This is a genomic window from Priestia sp. TGN 0903, from assembly GCF_050846855.1.
Classification (GTDB): Bacteria; Bacillota; Bacilli; order Bacillales; family Bacillaceae_H; genus Priestia; species Priestia zanthoxyli.
On sequence record NZ_JBOZGL010000001.1, the window covers coordinates 118,964 to 142,348 of the forward strand.

General features: G+C 37.0%; 27 protein-coding genes. 18 read left to right on the forward strand and 9 right to left on the reverse strand.

What is annotated here, in order from left to right; translation table 11 throughout:
* The first annotated feature begins 4 nt into the window (after nt 1–4).
* Together ACRPLY_RS00635 and cobO are read left to right on the forward strand one after the other, a co-directional pair.
* Nucleotides 5–574, forward strand: coding sequence for a nitroreductase family protein (locus ACRPLY_RS00635; protein WP_154972989.1), 570 nt, complete (start codon nt 5–7; stop codon nt 572–574).
* Nucleotides 575–605: 31 nt separating this feature from the next.
* Nucleotides 606–1,145 (forward strand): cob(I)yrinic acid a,c-diamide adenosyltransferase, encoded by a 540-nt coding sequence (gene cobO, locus ACRPLY_RS00640; protein WP_014459837.1) that lies wholly within the window; start codon nt 606–608, stop codon nt 1,143–1,145.
* A 26-nt stretch (nt 1,146–1,171) separates the two neighbouring features.
* Here cobO and spoIIP read toward each other — a convergent pair whose 3' ends face one another.
* Together spoIIP and ACRPLY_RS00650 are read right to left on the reverse strand one after the other, a co-directional pair.
* The gene (gene spoIIP / locus ACRPLY_RS00645; RefSeq protein ID WP_045291726.1) at nt 1,172–2,341 is read right to left on the reverse strand and encodes a stage II sporulation protein P; all 1,170 of its coding nucleotides are present in this window, start codon (nt 2,339–2,341) and stop codon (nt 1,172–1,174) included.
* A 160-nt stretch (nt 2,342–2,501) separates the two neighbouring features.
* A complete protein-coding gene (locus tag ACRPLY_RS00650; protein WP_325077899.1) occupies nt 2,502–4,070 on the reverse strand; it encodes an RQC-minor-2 family DNA-binding protein in 1,569 nt (522 codons plus the stop codon).
* A 249-nt stretch (nt 4,071–4,319) separates the two neighbouring features.
* On the opposite strand from ACRPLY_RS00650, the gene ACRPLY_RS00655 reads away from it, so the two are divergent.
* A complete protein-coding gene (locus ACRPLY_RS00655) occupies nt 4,320–5,912 on the forward strand; it encodes an APC family permease (RefSeq protein WP_013057301.1) in 1,593 nt (530 codons plus the stop codon).
* Nucleotides 5,913–6,067: 155 nt separating this feature from the next.
* Nucleotides 6,068–6,607: an SMI1/KNR4 family protein gene (locus ACRPLY_RS00660; RefSeq protein ID WP_098113053.1), complete on the forward strand. Its 540-nt coding sequence runs from the start codon at nt 6,068–6,070 to the stop codon at nt 6,605–6,607.
* A gap of 42 nt (nt 6,608–6,649) precedes the next feature.
* Here ACRPLY_RS00660 and ACRPLY_RS00665 read toward each other — a convergent pair whose 3' ends face one another.
* Complete coding sequence (locus tag ACRPLY_RS00665) at nt 6,650–7,150, reverse strand: GNAT family N-acetyltransferase (protein ID WP_098113052.1); 501 nt, start codon at nt 7,148–7,150, stop codon at nt 6,650–6,652.
* Between the two features lie 270 nt (nt 7,151–7,420).
* Between ACRPLY_RS00665 and ACRPLY_RS00670 the strand changes: the two genes are divergently transcribed.
* Both ACRPLY_RS00670 and ACRPLY_RS00675 read left to right on the forward strand, forming a co-directional pair.
* Nucleotides 7,421–8,911: a sensor histidine kinase gene (locus ACRPLY_RS00670; protein WP_014459843.1), complete on the forward strand. Its 1,491-nt coding sequence runs from the start codon at nt 7,421–7,423 to the stop codon at nt 8,909–8,911.
* Nucleotides 8,889–9,572 (forward strand): response regulator transcription factor, encoded by a 684-nt coding sequence (locus tag ACRPLY_RS00675; protein WP_013057296.1) that lies wholly within the window; start codon nt 8,889–8,891, stop codon nt 9,570–9,572. The genes ACRPLY_RS00670 and ACRPLY_RS00675 overlap by 23 nt, the downstream gene beginning before the upstream one ends.
* Before the next feature lie 41 nt (nt 9,573–9,613).
* On the opposite strand, the gene ACRPLY_RS00680 is transcribed toward ACRPLY_RS00675, so the two are convergent.
* On the reverse strand, nt 9,614–11,233 hold the full coding sequence (locus ACRPLY_RS00680) for a SulP family inorganic anion transporter (protein WP_098113051.1): 1,620 nt from the start codon (nt 11,231–11,233) through the stop codon (nt 9,614–9,616).
* Nucleotides 11,234–11,249: 16 nt separating this feature from the next.
* A complete protein-coding gene (locus ACRPLY_RS00685; RefSeq protein ID WP_013057294.1) occupies nt 11,250–11,837 on the reverse strand; it encodes a beta-class carbonic anhydrase in 588 nt (195 codons plus the stop codon).
* 249 nt (nt 11,838–12,086) lie between these two features.
* Between ACRPLY_RS00685 and ACRPLY_RS00690 the strand changes: the two genes are divergently transcribed.
* From ACRPLY_RS00690 to ACRPLY_RS00705, 4 genes are all read left to right on the forward strand, one after another.
* Nucleotides 12,087–12,749, forward strand: a complete 663-nt coding sequence (locus tag ACRPLY_RS00690) for a hypothetical protein (protein ID WP_034269212.1) — start codon at nt 12,087–12,089, stop codon at nt 12,747–12,749.
* A gap of 155 nt (nt 12,750–12,904) precedes the next feature.
* Complete coding sequence (locus tag ACRPLY_RS00695) at nt 12,905–13,351, forward strand: MerR family transcriptional regulator (RefSeq protein WP_074680920.1); 447 nt, start codon at nt 12,905–12,907, stop codon at nt 13,349–13,351.
* Nucleotides 13,321–14,493, forward strand: coding sequence for an MFS transporter (locus ACRPLY_RS00700; protein WP_098113050.1), 1,173 nt, complete (start codon nt 13,321–13,323; stop codon nt 14,491–14,493). Before ACRPLY_RS00695 ends, ACRPLY_RS00700 begins: the two co-directional genes overlap by 31 nt.
* Before the next feature lie 153 nt (nt 14,494–14,646).
* Nucleotides 14,647–14,946, forward strand: a complete 300-nt coding sequence (locus tag ACRPLY_RS00705) for a TIGR04104 family putative zinc finger protein (RefSeq protein ID WP_028413131.1) — start codon at nt 14,647–14,649, stop codon at nt 14,944–14,946.
* A 33-nt stretch (nt 14,947–14,979) separates the two neighbouring features.
* Here ACRPLY_RS00705 and ACRPLY_RS00710 read toward each other — a convergent pair whose 3' ends face one another.
* A complete protein-coding gene (locus ACRPLY_RS00710) occupies nt 14,980–16,179 on the reverse strand; it encodes a multidrug efflux MFS transporter (RefSeq protein WP_028413132.1) in 1,200 nt (399 codons plus the stop codon).
* 426 nt (nt 16,180–16,605) lie between these two features.
* Between ACRPLY_RS00710 and ACRPLY_RS00715 the strand changes: the two genes are divergently transcribed.
* The 7 genes from ACRPLY_RS00715 to ACRPLY_RS00745 all read left to right on the forward strand — a co-directional run bounded on the left by ACRPLY_RS00715 (nt 16,606) and on the right by ACRPLY_RS00745 (nt 20,531).
* Nucleotides 16,606–16,953 (forward strand): alanine:cation symporter family protein, encoded by a 348-nt coding sequence (locus tag ACRPLY_RS00715; protein WP_223546669.1) that lies wholly within the window; start codon nt 16,606–16,608, stop codon nt 16,951–16,953.
* Nucleotides 16,954–17,131: 178 nt separating this feature from the next.
* Nucleotides 17,132–17,494 (forward strand): YidH family protein, encoded by a 363-nt coding sequence (locus tag ACRPLY_RS00720; protein WP_028413134.1) that lies wholly within the window; start codon nt 17,132–17,134, stop codon nt 17,492–17,494.
* Nucleotides 17,495–17,776: 282 nt separating this feature from the next.
* Nucleotides 17,777–18,607, forward strand: a complete 831-nt coding sequence (locus ACRPLY_RS00725) for a YihY/virulence factor BrkB family protein (RefSeq protein ID WP_098113048.1) — start codon at nt 17,777–17,779, stop codon at nt 18,605–18,607.
* A 146-nt stretch (nt 18,608–18,753) separates the two neighbouring features.
* Nucleotides 18,754–19,296, forward strand: coding sequence for an alkaline shock response membrane anchor protein AmaP (gene amaP / locus ACRPLY_RS00730; RefSeq protein ID WP_033579150.1), 543 nt, complete (start codon nt 18,754–18,756; stop codon nt 19,294–19,296).
* A 15-nt stretch (nt 19,297–19,311) separates the two neighbouring features.
* Nucleotides 19,312–19,521: a DUF2273 domain-containing protein gene (locus ACRPLY_RS00735; protein ID WP_048019213.1), complete on the forward strand. Its 210-nt coding sequence runs from the start codon at nt 19,312–19,314 to the stop codon at nt 19,519–19,521.
* Between the two features lie 27 nt (nt 19,522–19,548).
* On the forward strand, nt 19,549–19,989 hold the full coding sequence (locus ACRPLY_RS00740) for an Asp23/Gls24 family envelope stress response protein (RefSeq protein WP_098113046.1): 441 nt from the start codon (nt 19,549–19,551) through the stop codon (nt 19,987–19,989).
* An 83-nt stretch (nt 19,990–20,072) separates the two neighbouring features.
* A complete protein-coding gene (locus tag ACRPLY_RS00745; protein WP_098113045.1) occupies nt 20,073–20,531 on the forward strand; it encodes a DUF523 domain-containing protein in 459 nt (152 codons plus the stop codon).
* A gap of 48 nt (nt 20,532–20,579) precedes the next feature.
* Here the strand turns inward: ACRPLY_RS00745 and ACRPLY_RS00750 are convergent, their stop codons facing one another.
* The 3 genes from ACRPLY_RS00750 to ACRPLY_RS00760 form a co-directional block, all read right to left on the reverse strand.
* Complete coding sequence (locus tag ACRPLY_RS00750; protein WP_306460852.1) at nt 20,580–20,753, reverse strand: hypothetical protein; 174 nt, start codon at nt 20,751–20,753, stop codon at nt 20,580–20,582.
* A gap of 123 nt (nt 20,754–20,876) precedes the next feature.
* The gene (locus ACRPLY_RS00755) at nt 20,877–22,046 is read right to left on the reverse strand and encodes an MFS transporter (protein WP_048019216.1); all 1,170 of its coding nucleotides are present in this window, start codon (nt 22,044–22,046) and stop codon (nt 20,877–20,879) included.
* 104 nt (nt 22,047–22,150) lie between these two features.
* The gene (locus tag ACRPLY_RS00760; protein WP_033579145.1) at nt 22,151–22,909 is read right to left on the reverse strand and encodes a TrmB family transcriptional regulator; all 759 of its coding nucleotides are present in this window, start codon (nt 22,907–22,909) and stop codon (nt 22,151–22,153) included.
* Nucleotides 22,910–23,127: 218 nt separating this feature from the next.
* On the opposite strand from ACRPLY_RS00760, the gene ACRPLY_RS00765 reads away from it, so the two are divergent.
* Entirely contained in the window at nt 23,128–23,355 is a 228-nt protein-coding gene (locus ACRPLY_RS00765; RefSeq protein WP_074680934.1) for a hypothetical protein, read from the forward strand.
* Nucleotides 23,356–23,385 lie beyond the last annotated feature (30 nt).

The following is a 23,385-nucleotide window of genomic DNA, read 5'->3' on the forward strand; positions in this document are numbered from 1 at the left end:
CAATATGACGATTATTTCACAGCTAAAAGAACGAAGAGCGGTACGAGATCATGAACCGCGTGAAGTCGAACAAGAGAAAATCGAACAGCTGCTTGAAGCAGCGACGTGGGCTCCAAATGACAGAATGAGAGAGCCCTGGAGCTTTTATGTGATTCAAGGAGAAGCAAAAAAGAAGTATGAAGAACTGGCTGAAGCGTATCTAAAGGAGCGCTTTCCGACAAAGCCTCATTTAGTAGAAAGTTCGTTAAAAGCAGTGAAAAATACACCTGTACATATTGTTGTAACAGCTGATACAGTTGAAGGAGACGAAGAAGCCACGGAAGATAACAAATATGCGGTTTCGTGCGCGATTCATTCCATGTGGCTAGCAGCTAAAGAATTAGGGCTTGGATTCGTTTGGAGAACAAGAGGAGTTGGTCTTGTTCGAGACGAGAGATTGTATGAGTTTATTGGCAACCCTTCAGGTAAAGTCGTAGTAGGAAACGTTTTTTTAGGTTATCCAAATGAAGAGTCTCTTACAAAAATGAAAGAGCCTGCTAGAACATCGTTTACAGAAAAAACAACATGGCTGTAAACTGAAATTCGAAGAAAAAGAGGTTTTTAGATTGAAAGACAAACGGGGTCTTACGTTAATTTATACCGGAGACGGTAAAGGAAAAACAACCGCTGCTTTAGGTCTCGCTCTGCGCGCTACGGGACGCGGACAAAAAGTATTAATGATTCAATTTATTAAATCTCCTCAGCGTACATATGGCGAAAAGCTGATGTTTGACAGAATAGGAATTGAAATGATTCAAACAGGAGTCGGCTTTACGTGGACAAAAACACCGCCTGAACATCGTGAAGCTTTGCAAAAAGCCTGGGCGCTAACGAAGGAAAAAGTCTTCTCAAACGAATATGATGTGGTTATTTTAGACGAGTTAAATAACGCACTGGCTATCGAGAAATTTCCTATTGATGATGTGCTACCGCTACACGAAGTAATTGACCTTATTCAAAAGCGCCCGGAGCATATGCATTTGGTCATTACCGGGCGTTCTGCAAAAAAAGAAGTGATGGAAGCAGCAGATCTTGTGACGGAAATGAAGCCTCATAAACATTATTACGACGAAGGAATTCCTGCTGTAAAAGGAATTGAATTTTAAAAAGCCCTCAGTGAAGAGGGCTTTTTTTATTGAGCAGGGGCATCTACTTTTTCAGCTTGCCAGTAAAATTGGCTAATGACATCAGACAGTGCTTTTGTTGTGTTAGTTAGTTCATCAAAGTTATTGTCAACTCCGCCCACTTCAATTAAAATCGCATTTTTGGAAACATCTTGGTTATATACACCGTTACCGCTGGATTTGTTTTTGCCAATAACTCCGCGGCTTAATCCGGGATATTTCTTTTCAAGTCCTTCATGAAGCGCTTTTGCCATTTTTAAGTTTTGTTCAAAGTTTTGATTCGCTTTCCCTAAAACAAACACAACTTTTGCATACGATTTATTGTTAATCTTAATGGTTGTATTATCTTTTCGAAGCGAATCTCGGTGCAAATCGATAAAGTAAGTTAAATCTCTATTTTCAGTCATCGCCGTTTCAATGACTGTGCGAGACATGGCGTACGATTGATTGGTGTTCCAACCTTTTTCTTTTAATTTCTGTCCAATATTGGTTTGATCAACTTCTGCCCCAATTCCCTGAGCCTCTAAATCTTTTCCTAGCATATTTGCAACAATATTAATATTTGTTTTGCTATCCACTGCTTTATTAGCATCTGGATCACCTTCAAGTCCTAACAGAGGCAAGTAAGATTCCCAGCTGTGCGTATGATAAATATAAAATACCTTTTTTCCGCCAGTTGTATTATTATTTGGAGCGTTCGTACCATTGTTTTCTTTAGGCTGCTGAACTTTTGTAGTAGAATTTCTTTCTTTTAGCGTTTCATCTAGCGGCGGTGCAGATTCTCTAGGGAAGTTTGTGAAATTTGTGCCTTCACCGGCGATAATGATATTGGAGTCGTAAATACTGAATCCAGGAAGTTCGGAACCAAACAAGCTTCTCGCGTCTTCTGCTCGAATACTTGTTGATAACTCGAGCAGTGTAGAAGAAAGACCGGGAGGTGAGTAGTTTTTATCAAAAGCCGTTGAAAAATGATGGTTTTCTTGGCTCATTAAATAATAAAGACTTTCTGCTTTATGCTTTGATAACGTTTGATAGACAATAGAAGAATTGAACTGTTCTTTAAATGCTGAGTAACTTACTAGAACAATGATAGATGATGTCATTAAAACAACGGATAAAATAACAAGAACCATCTTATATGTTAACACTACAAAATTGGCGCGATTACTAGATTTCAATGGCGAAATCTCCTCTCTATGTCAGCGTCAGGCTAATAGGTATGAAGGACTTTGCTAATCTAGTAATAATTATATGAATGGAGATTTCTAATTATGATAAGCATTTAATAGAGAAAGTAGTCTTCAAAATCAAAAAAGAAGAATCACGTGAGATACAATCTCATATTCTCCGTGATTCTTCTTCAAATAGACGTCGGATGGCTTCTCCTTTTGGAGTGAGGCTGAATCCTTTTTTCTCTTTTTTAAGCAGCTGATAGTTTTGTAATTCTTGTAAATACGTAACAATGCGCTTGCGCTTTACGGAATTTAATAATCCAAATGCGGGTATTTTATCGAGCTCTTTTTGACGAATGCTGTTAGTAGAAACGCCTTCTAAAATTTGTACGTAACTCTGCTGAGTTTCCGTGTTTTTTAAGGTATCTATAAGCGTTAATAACTGTAACATTTGGTTTGAATCGAAAGTTATTTGACCGATTTTTAGCGGAGTCAAAAGCAGGTTCTGACGCTGCTTATGAAGTTCATTTTCTATCTTAGCGCTTATTTCTGTCAGCTTCGTTTCTATTTCGTTTGGACCCATATAACATATAAATTTGTTTGTTTCCTGCAGCAGGGTGACATCTGAAAAATCCCACTGTGAAAACCATTGGATGGAACCAATTTTGAGATTGGCATTCGGTGTTTTTACTTGTAATACGTTTTGAATGAAGGAAAGAAAAGGATCATTTTCCCGTAAAACTTGTTCTTCATTAAGTTGATAAGTGGTTAGGCTGCACAATTTGTCTTGGATTTCTTTGATGTGCACTTCATGATGCTTTAAAAGACTTTTCCACTTAAAAAAGACAAGCAGTTTTTGAATCACTTCTTCATTTTCATCTATAATCTCTTCGAACTGCCGCTGAGTTGTAGCTAATCGTTTGGCTGCTAGCACTACATTATACTCATCACCGAGTGAAATAGCATCATTTGTGACATCATATGTTACAGCGAGACCTCTGTTTTCTGAAGTTAAGCGAATGATCTCGTTTTCTCCGCGAACAGTTAATACCGTATCTTCCGTATCTGCAAATCCTCTCTCAAAGGCGGTGGAAGAAAGAGAGCGAAAAGGTCTCATAATGATTTCAATCCGATTGCGCCAAAAAGCAATTTGCTCAGGGTTTTTCATAATAAAAAGCAAAGGTGATTTTTTTGATTGTTCAATTGCTTCAATCACATCTGCATTTCGGTGATAAAGGGAAATGAGCGGATGTTTGAAGAAACACTTATTAATATGTTGAATCCATTCTTCTTTTGAAGAATCATGTATTCTAGCGCAAAACATGTAATCTTTCATAATGCTTCCGAGATAATTTTCCAACTCATTTTTAGTCAAAACCGTAAAATCTTGAGAATAAAACTCATCATGATGAATAGGAATGCCGCGATTCTTATTATATTCTTTCCATAGAAATGAAGTTGGTTTCCAAAAGTGAGGATAAACGTCTTCATTTTTATCAATTGCGACGGGAAAACCGCCCCTATGATTTCCATATAAGAATGTTTGAAAAAGGATGATATCTTCTTTAGGTAACTCATTCATTGCTCGCTCAAAGTAGTCATTTAAACGTCCAAGCAACCCTTTAGTATGTTTACTTCCTACGGATCGAATCGATTTATTCTTACGTCCAAGCGGAAGGAATGTTAAGTGGTTGTAAGCAGTAAAATCAACAGGCAAATTCTCTGGTAAAGTCATTTATCTAACTCCTTTCATTTATTGAGTATTTTACCCATTAAAGAAAAGAAGAAAAAGTTTTAATGTGTCTTGAACGCAAGAGTCGTTTTTAAAAATTTTCTGTTAATTAATCTGCAGAAATAAAGAAAAGGGATTCAAAGTAATTTTGAATGGGTATAGTAATAAAAATTTTGACACATATTATCGAATATATATGAATGTTGTCAAAAAAACCAACAAAAGTGATGATTCATCCAAAGGAGGAAGCTTATGGAGAATAAAGGTCCGTTTAAAAAGACGATATCCCTATTAGATTTAACATTGATTGGATTAGGGGCTATTTTTGGCTCCGCTTGGCTGTTTGCCGTTAGTAATGTCGCTACGCAAGCAGGTCCTGCAGGAAGTTTTTCTTGGGTTATTGGTGGAGTTATTATTTTATTAATAGGCCTTGTATACGCTGAGCTAGGGGCTGCCTTGCCTCGTACAGGAGGAATTATTCGATATCCTGTTTATTCACACGGTCATCTTGTAGGCTATATGATTTCGTTTATTACGATCGTAGCTTACACTAGTTTAATCGCTATCGAAGTAACAGCAGTGAGACAGTATGTGGCTTACTGGTTTCCAGGTTTAACAAAATCCGGATCTGACTCACCAACGATATCTGGATGGATTCTACAATTTGTGTTGCTTTGCTTATTCTTTTTACTCAATTACTGGAGTGTAAAAGCATTTGCGAAATCGAATATTATCATTTCTATTTTCAAATATTTTGTACCGCTTACGGTAATTGTAACGTTGGCATTTTATTTTAAGTCAGGAAACTTTACGATGGGAGAGTTTGCTCCCGGGGGATTTGATGGTATCCAGGCCGCCATTGCTACAGGCGGGGTTATGTTTGCTTACTTAGGCCTTCATCCGATTGTATCGGTAGCTGGAGAGGTGAAAAATCCTCAGCGCAATATTCCAATTGCTCTTGTGATTTGTATCATTCTAGCAGCTCTCATTTATACTGCTCTACAAGTATTGTTTATCGGAGCTATTCCATCTGACATGATTAAAGGCGGTTGGTCCGGCATTCAAGATAAATTCTCACTGCCGTTTAAAGATATCGCTGTTGTTCTTGGCCTTGGCTGGCTAGCAACACTTGTTATTTTAGACGCTATTTTATCACCGGGTGGTAACGGTAATATTTTTATGAATACAACATCTAGACTTATCTATGCTTGGTCCCGTAACGGTACGTTATTTAAAACGTTTGCTCATGTGGATAAAAAAACAGGGATTCCACGATCATCTTTATGGCTTTCATTAGGACTTTCGATTTTTTGGACACTGCCATTTCCTTCGTGGAATGCACTCGTAAACGTATGCTCTGTTGCGCTTATTCTATCTTACGCGATTGCACCAATTTCATCAGCGGCCTTTATGGTGAACGCAAAAGATTTGGAAAAGCCTTTTAAATTAAGAGGAATGAGTATAATTGGTCCATTATCCTTTATTTTTGCTTCCTTTATTGTGTACTGGTCAGGATGGAAGACTATTTCGTGGCTGCTAACTTCTCAACTGGTCATGTTTGTTATATATTTGATTTTTGCTAAATATGTGCCTAAAAATGAAGTAAGTCTTCGTCAGCAGATTAAATCAACATGGTGGCTAGTTGCTTATTATATCATCATGCTCTTTATTTCTTATATCGGTTCGTTCGGCGGAGGGAAAGGTTTAATCGATACGCCTGTAGACTTAATTATCATAGCGGTCGTATCTCTTGGGATTTATTATTGGGCTAAATATACGGGCCTTCCAAAAGCGCTTATTGATTACGATCACCATCCTGAACAGGAAGAAAAAGCGCCTGTATAACCTGTAAAGCAGCGACATTCGCTGCTTTTTTCTATGTTATGCAAACATGAATTTCTAAAGTTTATCGTATAATTGAGTAGGAAAGAAGGAATTAGCACATTATTGTTTAATTAATGTAATGTAACCGTTTTAAATCCAACGCTTGGAGGAAGAGTATGATTGAAAAAATAATAAATTCACTTCGAAAGCGGCTGTGGGAAAACAATAATGTTATAGAAGTGTGTAAAAATGAAGGAGAAGTATACAGAACCACTTGTACTTTTTTTGATGGAGTAAGCAAGAACCAACTGCAAGTTTTTGAAGAAGAAATGCATGTATCACTTCCTGAAGACTACAAGCAGTTTTTGCAGCTAACAAATGGGTGTAATTTGTTCATTGATGCTGACGAAAAAATAACAGGGAATCTTTATAGCTTAGAAGACGTAAGAGAAACAGCTTATAAAAGTCAGAGTCTTTATATGACAATTGGGTCTGTCGGAGAAGAAGAGATTATCATTGACTCTAAAAAATCAGCGCATCCTGCATATATAATAGTAAAAAAGCGGAACGCATCGTTTCAAGATGCACATGTATTACATATGAATTTTCAGAAATGGCTGGATTGTTTTATAGTGAGTCAAGGGAATTGTTTTTGGCACTGGAATAGGCTTTGTAATAAAGCTCATTCAACGGATAAAAAGACAACGGCTCAATAATATTATCTTCTAATAAATAAACGAGCACACTAGTGTGCTCGTTTATTTATTAGAAGGAAGACGTTCCCAACCGTATGCTTCGTCTTCAACTTTAGTTTCTCCAAATTGACTTGTACGATTCAAGCTTTTTTTGCCGCCTAATTTTTTATAAAACTGAACGGCTTTCTTATTTTTCTTCATGGCCCAAATAATCATAGACGTATAGTGCTGATCAGTAAATTCTTTTACTGAATGAGAAAACAGAAGACGACCAACTCCTTGGTTTTGCACTTCCTTGCAAACGTATAGCGCGTATATTTCAGCACCGGACAAATGAGGCTTACCTGCTGAAAAGCCGACAATCTTTTCTCGGTCATCGATAGCGAGCAAAATAAAATGAGAAGGATCGGTAAGAAAAAAGGACCATTTTTCTGCACTTTGTTTATAAGACAAGCTGTTTAAATAAGCATCAGGTACTAACCCTTTGTATGTAATGCGCCAGCTGTCTACGTATAAACGGGCAACAGAAGGGATGTGAGAGGAAGTAGCTTTGATAATCTTCATTAAAAAGTCTCCTTTTTTAAAATATTAAGACAGATAGTATAACTTTCAGCCTAAGAATATTATGAAAAATAGATCATAATTTTCCAGTAATTCATAAAATGGTAAAAAAGGTGGTGTTCATTCTCACTCTATCACGGTAAAGTGAGAATATACATTTGTTTTGTTGTTTTAATTTTTGCTATATGTATAATGTCTAACGATCTATTTGTTATTCACCTTTACTAGTCTATCAAATAGTTTTGTTAAAGCCAAAGGGGCATAGGGTAAGTCATGTCAATTCAGCTGCGTTTTGTTTTAACGTATATCAGTATTGTGTTTGTCTTTATTATTTTGCTTTTTTTATCGGGCTTTCTCATTTTCTTCTCTATTACTGGAGACGCCGATTTTGTAAGAAAACTGTACAGTCACTCCTATGAGTATAAATTGTTAACGCCAGAAGAAGAAAATGCATTCTTAGATTTAAAGTTATTGAGTGAAAAAAAACCAGAACAGCTGCTGCGGCCGGAGACGGTTAAAAAATATGAATTTGAAAATATTGATATTGTGATTCAAAAAAACACAGAGGTTGTATATGCTTCAGAATCCATTAAAGGAGAAAACCTTCGTAAATACTTGCCAAAGCATCAAAAAAGTAAAGGAAATCATTCGTATCAGCAGGACATGCTGCGAATAGGCAAGCAGTACTTTACATATATCAACCTTGATTTTCCTTTCTCAAATCAAGAAAAAGGAAGCATTTACGTTTTGCGAAAAATCAGCCCTTATGTAGGCATTATTAATCGAATTTTCCCTTTTTTAATCTTTCTACTATTAATTTTAGTGATTGTGATTATTGGATTTTTAAACTATCTTGTTTCAAGAAGCATTATTAAACCCATTCGTGAATTAAAAGAAGCGGCTGAAAAAATAAAACAAGGTGATCTTCACTTTGAGATCTCTGCTAATTCAAAAGATGAAATTGGCGAATTAACGCAAGCTTTTGAAGAAATGAGGCAAAAACTAAAATCTTCTGTTGAACTGCAAATTCAATATGAAGATAACAGAAAGCAGCTGCTTTCAAGTATTTCACACGATTTACGAACTCCTATTACTTCCATTGTAGGATATGTAGAAGGAATTCAAGATGGCGTAGCTAATACGCCAGATAAGCTTTCTAAATATTTGTTAACGATTTCAACGAAAGCAAAAGACATGAATGCGTTAATCGATGAGCTGTTTTTATTTTCTAAATTGGATTTGCACGAAATTCCATTTGTATTTAAAAAACTTAATCTTTCTGCTTTTATGAAAAGTTATGTGCAAGAGCTTCAGTTTGAAATGAGCGAACATGATATTGATGTTTTATTTTCCGATAATTCTCTAACCACACTGTATGCAAAAGCAGATGCTGAGCAGCTGCGAAGAGTTTTAATAAATTTAACAACCAACAGTATTAAATTTATGGATAAAGAAAGAAAAAGAATCGATATCGTTCTTTCCGCTACCGAAAGCGAACTCATTATTGAAGTGAAAGATAACGGCTCTGGTATTTCACCGGAAGCATTAGCGCATATTTTTGACCGGTTTTATCGAGCAGAACAGTCCCGCAATAGCAATACTGGAGGAAGTGGACTTGGACTAGCCATTGCAAAACAAATTGTTGAACGCCACGGGGGAGACATCTGGGCACTAAGTAAGCTTGGCGAAGGAACAAGTATTTTCTTTTCTTTGCAAAAAATGAATGAAAATGGTGATACACATGAAGAAGATATTGTTGATTGAAGATGAAGTAAGTATTGCTGAATTGCAAAGAGATTATTTAGAAATTAACGATTTTGAAATAGACGTTCAATATAGTGGTGATAAGGGATTAGAAAAAGCGTTAAATGAACATTTTGATTTGGTTATTTTGGATATTATGCTCCCTAAAGTGAGTGGATTTGAAGTGTGCAAGCAAATTCGAGCTGCAAAAGATATTCCAATCATTTTAGTTTCAGCTAAAAAAGAAGAAATCGATAAAATTAGAGGGCTCGGGCTAGGTGCAGATGACTATATTACCAAGCCATTCAGCCCTGGGGAGCTGGTCGCAAGAGTCAAAGCGCATTTAGCGAGATATGAAAGACTCTCTGATAAGCAGGAAAAGCGTATGATTCGTATTCATGGCTTAGCGATTGACACGCTGGCTAGAAGAGTATTTGTGAATGACAAAGAAGTGTTTTTTACAGCGAAGGAATTCGATTTGCTGAAGTTTATCGTTTCTCATCCAAATCAAGTATTAAGTAAAGAACATCTATTTGAAAAAATTTGGGGGTTTGATTCTTCAGGAGACATTTCAACCGTAACAGTTCACATTCGAAAACTAAGAGAAAAGTTAGAAGAAAACCCAGCAGATCCTCAGTACCTAGAAACGGTTTGGGGAGCGGGGTACCGGTTTAATATTTAAAAAAGAGATCCGAACGATTAATCGTTCGGATCTCTTTTTTATTACGTAGTAACGATTCTATGACGAGCTTTAATCTTACTGACGGGAGGTTCGGAGGAAAATATATTTTTTTCACCGATCTTATCGTATAGACCGGTTGACTTTAACATTTCTTTCGGCTGGTGCTGTAAGCCAGAAATAACGACTTGGCTATGCGAATCTTTCAACCGTTCGACCACCTTTGATAGTAAAGCTTCTCCAGATGTATCAATAAAGGATACTTGGCTCATTCGAAGCAATAAAACTTTCGGTTTCGCTTCGACGATGTTATCAAAAGAATCTTCCAGTACTTCAGCCGATCCAAAGAAAAGAGATCCTTGCATGGTATATTCCATCAGCTCAGATTTGTGAGCGTTTTCAGATGTTTCCGCTAAAACCTTTGAAATCTTCAGTGATCCGCTCATTCGTTTCACGAACATAACAATAGCTAAAAGTAGACCTACGCCTACACCTGTTGTTAAATCGATTGAAACTGTTAATAAAAACGTAGCTACAAGTACAAATGAATCAGCTGACTTGGTTTTTAAAATATGTGCAAATTCTTTACGTTCACTCATATTCCAAGCCACAAACATTAAAATAGGTGCCATACTTGCCAGCGGAATGTTTGATGCATAAGGAGCCAGCATCACAAGGACCAATAAAACAACTAAGCCGTGTATAACTCCTGATAACGGAGAAGCCGCCCCGTTTTTAATATTAGTAGCTGTTCTGGCAATGGCACCAGTTGCAGGAATTCCGCCAAATAGCGAGGTAGCGATATTAGCAATTCCTTGACCCACAAGCTCTTTATTGCTATTATGCTTGGTTTTGGCCATATTATCAGCAACAACAGCTGATAGTAAAGATTCAATACCTCCAAGCATCGCAATTACGCAGGCAGCAGGAAATAGCATCACGATGTTATCCCATGTTAAATCTGGGAAGCTAAAAGATGGTAGTTTACTCGGAATGGCACCGTAAGTAGAGCCAATCGTTGCAACTTTTCCTGGGAACAGTGTAATGGCTACAAGTGTGGAGACAAGAAGACCTAGAAGGGCACCGGGAATTTTAGGTAAAAACTTTGGCGTTATAATCACGATAGCTAAACAAATAGCGGCTATGATGACGCTGTAAATGTTAATCGTTGCAATTTTTCGTAGGATTTCAATCATATTTAAATGAAATTCCTCATGTTTTGCAATTCCCTTTAGGCCTAAAAAGTTAGCGATCTGACCTGAGAAAATAATAATCGCAATTCCTGCTGTAAATCCAATCGTCACAGGGCGCGGAATAAACTTTATAAGTTTCCCTAGTTTAAATATTCCGAGAAGCGTAATCATAATTCCAGCCATAAAGCCGGCAATAATGAGGTTCTCATAACCATATTGCATGACAACTCCAAGCAGCACCGGAACAAATGCACCTGTTGGGCCTGCAATTTGAAATTTCGATCCGCCTAATATTGAAACCATAATCCCTGCGATAATGGTTGTATAAATTCCGTATTCAGGTCTTACACCAGAAGCGATGGCAAAGGCCATTGCTAAAGGAATAGCAACGACCCCAACAACCAAACCGGCGATAATGTCTTTTTGTAAATGCCCTGCTGAATAGCCTTGAAATCGGTTATCTTTTAGCATTCGATAAAACCCTCCTTCATGAGCTTACGGTTTCAGCTCGGTCTTGGGAATAGCCGTTTACAACGACGTCAAGTTTTCCTGTTGAAGGATGAATAACCATTCCAGAAACAAGCACGTCTTTTGGTAATAAAGGGTGATTTCGAATCATATCCACACTGTTTTCGACACTATCCTCTACACATTCAAACCCAGTCAGCCATGATTCTAAATCAATACCAGCATATTTTAGATTACGAATCTGTTCCGTGCTAATCCCTCTTTGTTCAGCAGAGGCTAAAATAGCTTCAGCTTTCATGCCCGTCATTCCACATTCATGATGACCGATGACACATACTTCATCAGCTTGCAAAGCGTAGACGGCAACTAAGATACTTCTCATGACGCTACCAAAGGGATGGGAGATAACAGCTCCGGCATTTTTCACTATTTTTGCATCTCCATTTTTTAGCCCCATAGCTTTAGGAAGTAATTCTAACAAACGTGTATCCATACAAGTTAAAATGACTATTTTTTTGTTAGGAAATTTGGATGTTTGAAAAGCCTCAAATTGATTATTGGTTACAAATTTTTCATTAAACTTTAAAACTTCAGATAGACAAGTCATTGTTTTCCTCCTGCGTTATTTATTTTTAACTTATTTTTTAGTCTAAAGATAAAGTTTAAAAACGAACTAAATAAAATATTAAAATTTTCTTAAAATATTCAGAAAAAACTTATAAATAAACAGAAATTATATGCGTGAAATTATGTAAGCGTATTCTTTTGTTTGTTTTCGCGAAAAATAGGAATTATATGTTAAAATGGTACAAAGTTGGAATTTTATAAAAGAATGGTAGAGAGGAGGAAGGCAAAAGTGAAGGTTCTTATAGTAATAGGCATTATTTTCTGTTGTTTAGTAGGGTGCAGTTCTAATGCCCAAGTCACCAACGACAAAGAAATGGGAGAGAATATTCAGCAATCATTTGAAAAAAAAGGTGTAAGCTCAGTGGATGTATCGAAGTTAAGTGATTTTAAATGGGAAAAAGGATATTTATTCACAAACAAAAGCAAGAAAGCCGACGTAGAAAAACTTGTAAACGCACCGGTTAGTGAAGAAGTGATGAAAAAAATATCTGCTGCTGATCAAATGCTTGTGTTTGTACACGAAGGAGAGGTTGTCCGCTATGTAGAACTACCCCAAGATTTCATAGCGCATGATAAAAACCAACTTGAATTTTCATCTTCTCATTCGGAACTAAAATTTAATAAAAACAGGGAGGGCAAGCCTATAAAAGCAGGAGATAAAACGTTAAGTTCAGAAGATGCTTTAACTGTAGAATCAATTATGAAACAAATTCAATGGAAAAAAGCTGATTACAGCGTCGCTCTTGACCCAGATGTACAGCTTACTTATGAGGGCGCTGTATACAATGTACGATTCACCTCCGATAGTGCGGAACTTACTTCTAAAAAAAGAGGAGTGTACGGTAAAGTAACAGGAGAAACAGCACAGCAGCTATATGACATATTGATGTAACCTATTGATTTTTCAATAGGTTTTTTTGTGCACATATTTTTAAGATTTACATAAAATACCTTAATATTGTTGACATTAACGTTAACGTTAATCTATAATGAGTATATAAATGATTAACGTTAACGTTAATGTTAATGAGAGGTGAGGTGAAACATATGTATTTAATCGATGACGTGACGAAAATGACCGGTTTGACCAAGCGAGCTCTTCGGTATTATGAAGAGATTGGACTCATTTTACCCCCGCAGCGCACAAAAGGAAATGCACGAATTTATTCCGAAGAAGAGGTAAAAGAACTAAGAAAAGTAGCAGAAGCAAAAGAAGTTCTCGGTTTTTCTCTACAGGAGCTGCAGCAGTTTATGTCGCTTAAAAGAATGATTGAAGAAAGAAGTGAGCGGCAAGGATTGTCAGTGAAAGAGATCACGCAAATAGAAGATTTGCTAGAAAATCAAATCAAGATGATTGATTTTAAAGTTGTAAAAATGCAGGCATTTAAAACAGAATTAAAAGAAATGCGAGAATCTGCTATGGCAATACATGAAAAAACAAAAACAAAAGGAGAGATGAAAGAGTGGAAGGACAGCATTCAAATAACCGATTAGGTCAAATTATTACGGTAGTAGCTACTTTTTTAGCATTTATGGGAATTGGAGTAGTAGATCCGATTTTACCGGAAATTGCTAAGCAAATTGGAGCTTCTCATTGGCAAGTAGAAATGTTATTTACTTCCTATTTGTTGATGATGGCTATTATGATGATTCCAGCAGGCATTCTAGCGTCACGTGTAGGAGACAAGCGCTTAATGGTAACAGGACTTATCATTGTGACGATTTTTGCAGCCCTATGCGGGTTTTCTAACAACATTCCTCAGCTTTCCATTTTCCGAGCAGGTTGGGGACTTGGTAATTCGTTTTTCTTTGCAACAGCTATGACGCTGCTTATTGCATTATCAGGTGAAGTGAAAAAAGCAGTAGGATTATATGAAGCTGCAATTGGTTTGGGGATGGCCGGAGGACCGCTTGTAGGAGGCGTGTTAGGAAATGCTTCTTGGAGATTGCCGTTTTTCGGTACAAGTGCTTTAATTTTTATCGCCTTTATTTTAGTATTAACGATTGTTAAACAGCCTACAAGCACTAAATCTCGTAAAGCAGCAGGTTTTAAAGACATGGTTAAACTTTATAAATTAAAACCATTTACTCAAGGCGCTGTATCAGGCATGCTTTATTACTACGGATTTTTTACAGTGTTAGCTTATACGCCGCTTATTCTATCGATCGGAGCTCTTCAAATTGGCTTTGTTTTCTTTGGATGGGGATTATGTTTAGCTTATGGCTCAGCGGTTTTAGCACATCAGTTAGAAAAAAGATATCAGCCAAAACAAGTGTTACATGTTAGCTTAATTGTTTTTTCACTTATTTTAATTTGTTTATTTGCCTTTGATGCAACATGGTTGCGCATTGTTTTAATTATGGCAGCAGGTCTTGTATCAGGACTTAATAATGCATTATTTACGAGTCATGTAATGGAAGTATCTCCTTATGAACGAGGAATTACATCTGGAGGATATAATTTCTTAAGATGGTTAGGCGCAGCGTTTGCTCCTTTATTATCAGGAGTTATCGGCAATGCCGTAGCGCCTCAAGCTCCTTTTCTTGTAGCAGCGATTCTTGGATTGCTCGCTTTTGTTATTATGGTTATAAAAGTAAAAACAACTTCTCAAACGAATGAAGCTGTTTCTAAATAAACGTTGAAATAAAAGGCTTTTTCCTGTAAAAAGCCTTTTATTTTGTTTTATGTTATAATAGTAAAAACGTTTTTAATCATAAAAATGAAACTCTTTACCAACTTGTACGTATACTTTATATGTACATAAATTCTTTTTAGGAGCGTGATGCCCATGGCCACCTGTCAAAATTGTAATCATAAATGGAACTGGAGGACAACCTTTAAACAACTGTTAACATTTAGAAACGTTTTAGAATGCCCACACTGTGACAAACAACAGTATATCTCTGCAAAATCCCAAAAGCGATTATCAATCTACTCATTTGCACCCCTTATTATTTGGCTTATTCTCTCACTATTTGACTTTTCCTTTCCATCCATTGTTGTCGCGGAGCTTATTTTCTTCATAGCAGCGGTTATTATGATGCCACTTTCTTATGAAGTAAGCAGCGAAGAAGAACCCTTGTGGTAATAAAAAAACCTTCCGTTAAAACGGAAGGTTTTTTTATGCGGCTTTACCGTCTAGCTGTTGTCCGTGATGACGCTGATAATATACCCACCCAGCATTCAACAGTAGAAGAACACTCGTTGTTAAGAATACGTAAGGAATTCCTTTAGCTCCGGCAATTTGTCCGCCAATGACTGGACCGGCTAAATTCCCAAAGTATTGCGCTGTTTGATTATATCCAAACATTTTACCTGTAATCGAGTCCGGCACAATTTTCTTTAAATAAGAATTAATAGAAGGTAATAATCCTCCCATTGCAAAACCGAGTAAAAAACGCAGTAAGAATAGCTGCCAAGTACTATGCACAAAGGCCTGCAAGCCGCAAATAACCGCTACGATAAGCAAGCATATTTGAAGCACATTTTGAGGACCCACGCGATCGCTGACTTTGCCAAGTTTGGATGCAGCTAAAATATTTGAAATTCCTGTTGCCGCTACGACAAAGCCTGAAATAAGGGCAAGATGGTCGGTATGAGTAGACAGTTGTTTTACATACAGTGTAACAATTGGCTGAATAGCCATAACCGCAAGCTGCAGTAAAAAAGTTGTAACAAATACACCAATCACGGCCTTTGAATTCTTAAGAGAAAGTAACCCAATGTTAGACTCTTTCGTCGTTTTCGCCGTCTCTTTTTTGTCTTCTTGAATTAAATTTACAATTAAAAAAGACAAAAACATAAATGCGCCTGTTACGAAAAAGACGTGACGCAATCCAATTGTATCTCCTAAGTAGCCGCCTACTAGCGGTCCTAATAAAGATCCTGATACAGCCCCTGTAGACAACGTCCCTAATGCTTTACCGCTGTGCTCTTTAGGTGTTTGAGTCGCTACTAACGTAATGGCTGCAGAGATGAAGCCGGAAACGGCCCCCATTAAAAAGCGCAGCCCGACAAGCTGATAGACATTTTGCACAAAACCAATAGAAGTCATAACAATTGCCATACCCAAGCTTGCGCGAAGGAGCATAAGCTTTCGCCCGTATTTATCGGCCAAACTCCCCCATAAAGGAGAAACAATAGCCGCCATTAAAAAGGTAGCTCCAAACGCAATACCAGCCCATCTGCTGATGGAGCTTGTATCGTGAACTCCCAGCTTTTCAATATAAAGCGGTAAAAACGGAATAACTAAACTCATCCCGGCTGTGGTGCAAAAAGAACCGAACCAGCAAATGTACAAGTTTCGTTTCCATAATTCCATTCTATTTCCTTCTTTCGTCGTGCCGCATAGCGTAAAAACAACAAAAGAGCGAAACCATACGGCCTGCTCTTTTAGCATACATGCAGCATCTTTTTATCAGCTTAAATTATACCACATATCAGAAATATTTAAAAATAAAATGATTCACTTAGTGAACTATTAACATGAAATGAAAACAGAAAGATGTGCTGCGGTTACACTCCGCCTAGAACATAAAGTGACCCTTAGTTCACTCATTACCTTATGCTGTAACAGTAGGGGATATGTAAAGAACTTATGCTTCACTGAAAAAAGCGTCAGATAATCTGTCTAAAATATACGTTATATCCACAAATTTTGTCTATTTATCAAATAATGTGTAAAACAACCTGGCAAAAAGAGTGAATTTTCTGTTTTTTAACTCTATATTAAAACTATGTTCTCATTATTCATAATGCGGAAACGACCTTAGCTTACGTAATGAAAGGCAAACAAAATAAAATAGTATCCATGATCCTTAAGGCAGCTCTTTTAGCCACTACTTTGTACGGGTCTATCCGAACAGCTGAAACTGCATGGGCATTAGCAGACATCGGAGTTGGAATAATGGTTTGGTTCAATTTAATTGCAATTTTGATTTTAGCTAAGCCTGCTTTAATAACCTTAAAAGATTATCGCGAGCAGAGAAAACAAGGGATAGATCCTGTCTTTTTTCCTGGGAAATTAGGAATTCAAAACGCTGATTATTGGGACGAGGAATATCAGCATAATCAAGATAAAGAAAATGTTTCATAAACTAAAAAAAGCCAACTGGGGTTGGCTTTTTTTAGTTTGTGAAGCAGCTTTTTCGACCGCTTGAAAATGGTAATGATTCGTTTTTTTTGGGTATAATGTGGCATGAAGCGTCCTCAATTTATTTTCGTTTGAGCATTTATTTATAATAGAAGACATATAAAAGGACGGTGGTATGTGCATGACTAAAAAAGAAAATGAATCTATTTATATTCAGCAGCATTTAGCAAATGAACGAACGTATTTAGCGTGGATTCGAACGTCTATTGCTACACTCGGCATTGGTTTTGTTGCAGGTGGTTTGCATTTTAATTCGGGGAAAAATTTAAGTGAAGCAGCCGATACTCTTATTATTGCTGTTATCATCTTTTCTTTAGCTGCAAGTGCAGGGTTGCTTCTTTTCTCAACTTATCATTATTTTTCAACCCGCAAAAAAATTAACAGCCAAACGTATCAATCATCTCACGCTTTGGTTATTTTTGTTTTAATGATTATGCTGATGCTGATCGGCGCTCTTATGTTTTATTTTTTTAACATAGCGTAAAAAAGTTTAAGATATAAGAAAAAAGGGAAACCAGTCCCAAAGAATTTACGGTTTTATAAAAGAAAAAGAAGATCTATTAATATGGTGGTAATGGCAGAGGCAATGATAATAATATCTTCTTTTACAAACCGGCTGTGTGATTTTACAGGTTAAATTCTTTGTTATCCGCGGATAATGGAAAAGGAAAGCTGTATAAGCCAAAACTTATCCAATACATGTTGAACATAAAAATTGAATATGAATTTCACTACACGGTGAATCGAAAGTAAAGGAGAACGCTGTATGATTCAAACATCCAAGACCGTTGCCGCTCGTTTTTTTACGGAGCGTTTCTTTGATCAGGCTGCTCAAACAGCCTACTATTTTTTGTTATCTTTTGTACCGTTTATTATTTTTCTTTTTTCACTGCTGAGTTTCTTTCCAATTGACACAAACAATTTGCTCGTCTTTATTGAACCATTTACCCCTAAAAGCGCCTACGACGTAATTGAAAGATCAATTGAAACAGTTAACAATAGCGGGAAAAAAGTTTTGTCTTTTAGTTTATTAGCAACTTTTTGGCTCGCATCTATGGCTATACAATCTTTGGTTCGCTCGTTAAATGATGCGTATCATATTCAAAGAAAACAAACGTTTTTGCGCGGTTTAATCAATGATTTAATTTTGACCTTTGGCTTTATGGTTGTGGTAGCTATTTCATTGTTTGTGCCAATTATTGAAGAAGTCATTCGACATTTGGTGTTAACAAAAGTCCATGTTCCTGACATATGGTTTCAAAGCTGGACGACAATTAGATGGGGAATTGGGACATTATTTTTATTAGGCTTTTTTATTCTTTTTTACAAACTGATGCCAAGCGCAAGAGTAACGTGGAAAGATGTACTTCCAGGAGCTGTTTTCTCCACACTAGGATGGCAAGTTGTATCTACCGGATTTGGATACTATGTCCAGTTTGGAAGCTACTCGCAAATCTATGGTCAGCTTGGAAGTATTATTATTTTAATGGTCTGGTTTTATTTAACGGCCGCTATTTTATTAATTGGCGGTTTAATAAACGGTAATAAGTTCATCAAAGCTCACAAGACAACGTATAGAGACGTGGAAAACGACTAGGGAAACCTAGTCGTTTTTTTATATTCAGTTTTACAGTTAAAAGGTTTATTAAAAAAATATCGCGGGTAACTATTGAATATCTCGTTGCCTTTCCTATACACATAACTAAAAAACAGTAGGAGTTCACGTTGAGATGAGGTGGAAAATTGAATAATTTTAATCGGTTTTTAATCGCAGTTATTGGAATTGCAGGACTGATTTGTTCCGGTATGTTAGCACTGATGGTTTATAAGGTTCCTCACCTTTCGAACTGGGTAGAAAAGTGGCAGCATCAGGAGTGGTTTTACTACACAATATTGTCAATAAGCGCATTTTTAGCTGTTATTTTTATTATTTTTCTTTTAACAGGCATATTTAGCAGGCCGCCTAAAAAGAATTTAGCAATTGTAACAGGCGAAGGCAAAATAACCATTTCTAAAGCCACGATTGAATCTACAGCTTTGCGAGCAATTAGAGGCTTTCAGGGAATACGCTCTCCTGAAGTCCAAGCATCTATTCATTCTCGTAAAGAAAGAGTTAGTCTATATATTAACTGTTCGCTGTTTGGACGAGATGGACTACCAACACTAGGAAAAGAGATGCAGCTTGAAACGAAACGTGCCGTAGAGGCTTTACTTGAGCTTCCCGTTCACTCCGTCCGCATCGATTTAACAGATACACAAACGCGAAAGAAAGAGCGTGTTGTGTGATGAAGGAGGGACATAATGGGTACTCCAGATAAATTGATTCCATACCGTGGCCGAGTACTTGGTATTTTGGCAGGTTTAGTGTTGGCAATTTTACTATTAACAATTGGTTTTGGCCCCACGCTGCTAATTGTAGCTTTTATGGGAATTGGTTATGTAATCGGGAAGTGGCGAGATGGTCATTTAGACTTAAATAATTGGGTAGGATTTTTTACTAAAGGAAGATAGAAAATCACTTTAAGGGAGATGTTCGTTATGGCAGTTAATGAAACAAATACAGCAGTAAAATCTCAGGAAAATACAAATCAAAATACATTAACATTTGAAGATCAAGTCATTAAAAAAATTGCTGGAATTGCAGCTAACGAAATTAAAGGGATTTTATCAATGAGCGGCGGATTTATGAGCGGGTTAACAGATCGCTTCCGCAGCACGGAAGATATCACAAAAGGGATTAACGCTGAAGTAGGAGAAAAGCAAGTGGCCCTTGATTTAAAAGTAATTGTCGAATACGGAAAAAATGTTCCATCCATTTTCTCTGAAACTGTTAATAACGTAAAAAAATCAGTTCACGATATGACGGGATTAGAGGTAGTAGAAGTAAATATGCATGTAGAGGACGTAATGACTCGATCTGAATTTGAAGCGAAAACGGATCGAGACAAAGAGCAGGAGTCAAAGCGTGATCTTGAATAAAATATAAAAGGTAAACACTTCCATTCGTCATATATTCTTTGTATGATGAATGAGAAGTGTTTTTTTATGGGAGGGAGAATTCTGTGATATTGGTTAGTTCTTGCTTAGCAGGTCAAGCTTGCAGATATAATGGAAGTAGTGCCTTAGTTAAGGAAATGGAAGCGCTCGTTAAAAATAAAGAAGCGGTGATGATATGTCCGGAACTGTTAGGTGGATTTCACACGCCTAGAGAACCGGCAGAAATTATAAAAGGAACGGGAATAGACGTAATAAACGGAAATGCGCGAGTTATTGAACGATCGGGAAAAGACGTGACAGATATATACATAGACGGGGCCTATAAGGCACTGAACATCGCAAAAGAAATAAAAGCTACTGTTATTGTACTAAAAGAAAACAGTCCTTCATGCGGAAGTGAACATATATATAACGGAGCATTTCTAGGTGTTAAAATAGCCGGTGAAGGGGTAACGACTGCGTTGTTAAGAAAGCATGGTTTTATCGTTATATCCGAATCTCAATTTGCAGCTAAAATGTATTAAGAGCAATCACAATGACAAGAGGATGGGACAGAACGAAATGAATCCAACTCAAAGACAAACAATTTGGATGCATGATCTGGACTGCTTGCTCGACCGCTGTTGATTTCCGTGCAAGGCTTCGCTTTCCGCGGGCGGCCGATGAGCCTCCTCGTCGCTTCGCTCCTGCGGGGTCTCATCTGTTTCGCTGTTCCCGCAGGAGTCTTCACCTTGTCCTCCAACCAACAGCTATAAGTACCTGCGTTCACCATGATTATAAAAAAACACGAACTATTTATCCATTTTTGATAGATAGTTCGTGTTTCACTTTTATGAAATTATTTTTATCCAATCTCTTTTTGTAAAAGCTTATTTACTGTGAAGCGTATCTGCTGTGCTTTCTGTTCGTGTTACCGCATAAAGAGAGAAGCAAAGACCAAGCAATACAAAAATAGACCCGACCCAGCCGTTATAAATAACAGAGTATTGATTAACGACAATTCCTCCGACATAGGAGCCGATCGCAATTCCTACGTGTGAAATCGCTGCATTGGTGCTGATTAAAATGTCCGACGTGTCGCGTGCACTATGAATAATTAAATTGCTTTGAGCCGGTGAGACCGCCCAGCTGAGCGCACTCCAAATAATCATAAGAAGCAAGAACACAACGAATGGCAAATGAACGCCAAACGGCATAGCAATCATGCTAACAAAAAAGAGAGCAATCATGGTGATAACAGACGAAGAAGGGTTCCATCTATCAGAAACAGCTCCTCCAAGTCCTCCTCCTGCCACTGCAGCAAGACCGAAAATACCATAAATAATGGTTACCATCGTTGTATTTAATCCTAGCGTTTCTTGTAAAAATGGCGTGAAGTACGCATAAAGCGTTAAATGGCCCGCCAGTACAAACAATGTTGCTAGGTGAATAGCAAGCATTTTTTTATTGCGTAAAGCTTTTATCTGAGTCTTTAACGGTACAATTGGAGCGGGAGCTAGACGCTCCATTGTAAACCAAACGGTAATCATAATAATAGCAGTTAAGATTGCAATCATAACAAATACTTGACGCCAGCCAAGCGCATTTCCAATCAAAATACCAAGAGGAATACCCAAAACAAGTGAGCCGCTGATTCCCATAAACACAACGCCAATTGCTCTGCCTTGATATTCAGGCTTTACCATTCTAGAGGCCATTGTGGTAGATAGGACAATAATAAAAGAGCCGCTCGCAGCAGCGAGGATACGCCCGATTAATAGCATATAATAGCCCGAACTGTAGGCTGAAAATACATTGCTCAATAAGAAAATAAATAATGTCCACATATAAACTTTTTTACGCTCTATCTTAGCCGTCACATTTAGTAAAATCGGCGCAGACAAGGCATAAACAAACGAATAAATAGAGATTAAATAACCTGCTTTTGCTAGTGATACATGAAATGCATCGGCAATTAAGTCTAAGATGCCTCCTAGAATTAATTCGACTGTTCCAACAACAAAAGAAGCAATCGCAAGTATGTAAACTTTTTTATTCATCAAAAAACCCCCTCTTTAAAAAGTTACAACTAGAATAGTAACCTTTTTTAGAGTGGATTTCAATAGGTAATATTAAAAAGGTTACTAATTCATTAGTAACCTTTTTAATATCGCAGTCGAGTAAGCAGCTCCATGATCTCAGAATCCTGAAGAAGCTGCTCTTGATATTTCTTTGTAATATGGGTAAGTGCGACATCATGATAAAAGAAATCAGCAAAAACTTTTACAAGAGGCTGCGACATGGTTTTTATTGCTTTCCATGTCTCATGTTCAATGCCGGCAAATAAAAGGTAGGCATCGTCAACAATAATCAACTGCGACGGCTCAAGGTTTTTATGATCATCTATTGGATTTAATGTATGTAAATGTTTGAGGGCAGTCTGCAAGTTTCCTATGGTTAAGACCTCGACGTTTACGCCTTGTTTCTCTTTTTCTTCTAGCAATGAGCGGTAATGTTCCAACTCATCATTCCAAGCCGATAAAATAATAGAAGATTCCGCTTCTTGAATCAACTGTTCAATGTGAGCAGAAATAGAGGATTTATCTTTTAAACTCCAAACATGATCATCTGTAAACGTTCTTTTAATTTTATATGTTTTTAATTCATTAATGTCATTTTCAAAATCAGCAGTAAGTTTTTGAATGACGGTTTGAAGGGCTACCGCTGAATAAAGTTTCTTTTTCCCGGACAATGTATTTACTACAATGCCTTTATCAATTAAACGATTAAGTACTTCATAAATCTTTGCTTTTGGAACATGCGAATACGTGACAATCGAACTAGCATCCAGCGGACCTTCATTCGCAAGCAGCGCTTCATATACTTGACTTTCATACTGAGAAAAACCAAATTTTTGCAGCATAATTCTCTATTCATCATCCTTTCTTTTTTTTAGTATATCACGGTTTGTAAAAGTATTACTAATTGTAACTATATCTTATTAAACTATGTTCTAAATAATCAACAAAGATAAAAAATAGGCTATTAAAGGGTCTTTACTACGATAAAACTATTTTTAATCATGTGCTTTTCATACTAAAACACTCATCATCGGGTAAAGAAAAGAAAGAGGTGAAAAAAATGAAGAAAAATGAAAAACTACTGTTGAAAAAAATGAACATGAAACAGCAAAGAGAAGTGGCTGCTCAGCTTGAAGACGTACTGGATTCCTTACTGTCTCTTGAAGAAAAATTATGCTCAGCACCTGATAATAGCGAGTGGCTTTCTTTACAAGCTCAGCTTGAAAAAAGAGAACATGAGCTGAAATTCAAGCATAAAATGCTGTGTGAGGAATGGACAGCGCTATAAAAGACAGGCATTTTGTCTGTCTTTTATGGC

Coding starts and splice junctions, on each gene's coding strand:
- ACRPLY_RS00705 (WP_028413131.1), top strand. CDS start 14,647: ATGGCCACCTGTCAAAATTGTAATCATAAATGGAACTGGAGGACAACC.
- ACRPLY_RS00695 (WP_074680920.1), top strand. CDS start 12,905: ATGTATTTAATCGATGACGTGACGAAAATGACCGGTTTGACCAAGCGA.
- ACRPLY_RS00740 (WP_098113046.1), top strand. CDS start 19,549: ATGGCAGTTAATGAAACAAATACAGCAGTAAAATCTCAGGAAAATACA.
- ACRPLY_RS00675 (WP_013057296.1), top strand. CDS start 8,889: ATGAAGAAGATATTGTTGATTGAAGATGAAGTAAGTATTGCTGAATTG.
- ACRPLY_RS00760 (WP_033579145.1), bottom strand. CDS start 22,909: ATGCTGCAAAAATTTGGTTTTTCTCAGTATGAAAGTCAAGTATATGAA.
- ACRPLY_RS00735 (WP_048019213.1), top strand. CDS start 19,312: ATGGGTACTCCAGATAAATTGATTCCATACCGTGGCCGAGTACTTGGT.
- ACRPLY_RS00685 (WP_013057294.1), bottom strand. CDS start 11,837: ATGACTTGTCTATCTGAAGTTTTAAAGTTTAATGAAAAATTTGTAACC.
- ACRPLY_RS00765 (WP_074680934.1), top strand. CDS start 23,128: ATGAAGAAAAATGAAAAACTACTGTTGAAAAAAATGAACATGAAACAG.
- ACRPLY_RS00680 (WP_098113051.1), bottom strand. CDS start 11,233: ATGCTAAAAGATAACCGATTTCAAGGCTATTCAGCAGGGCATTTACAA.
- ACRPLY_RS00650 (WP_325077899.1), bottom strand. CDS start 4,070: ATGACTTTACCAGAGAATTTGCCTGTTGATTTTACTGCTTACAACCAC.
- ACRPLY_RS00725 (WP_098113048.1), top strand. CDS start 17,777: ATGATTCAAACATCCAAGACCGTTGCCGCTCGTTTTTTTACGGAGCGT.
- ACRPLY_RS00720 (WP_028413134.1), top strand. CDS start 17,132: ATGACTAAAAAAGAAAATGAATCTATTTATATTCAGCAGCATTTAGCA.
- ACRPLY_RS00660 (WP_098113053.1), top strand. CDS start 6,068: ATGATTGAAAAAATAATAAATTCACTTCGAAAGCGGCTGTGGGAAAAC.
- ACRPLY_RS00755 (WP_048019216.1), bottom strand. CDS start 22,046: ATGAATAAAAAAGTTTACATACTTGCGATTGCTTCTTTTGTTGTTGGA.
- ACRPLY_RS00635 (WP_154972989.1), top strand. CDS start 5: ATGACGATTATTTCACAGCTAAAAGAACGAAGAGCGGTACGAGATCAT.
- ACRPLY_RS00655 (WP_013057301.1), top strand. CDS start 4,320: ATGGAGAATAAAGGTCCGTTTAAAAAGACGATATCCCTATTAGATTTA.
- ACRPLY_RS00710 (WP_028413132.1), bottom strand. CDS start 16,179: ATGGAATTATGGAAACGAAACTTGTACATTTGCTGGTTCGGTTCTTTT.
- ACRPLY_RS00670 (WP_014459843.1), top strand. CDS start 7,421: ATGTCAATTCAGCTGCGTTTTGTTTTAACGTATATCAGTATTGTGTTT.
- ACRPLY_RS00665 (WP_098113052.1), bottom strand. CDS start 7,150: ATGAAGATTATCAAAGCTACTTCCTCTCACATCCCTTCTGTTGCCCGT.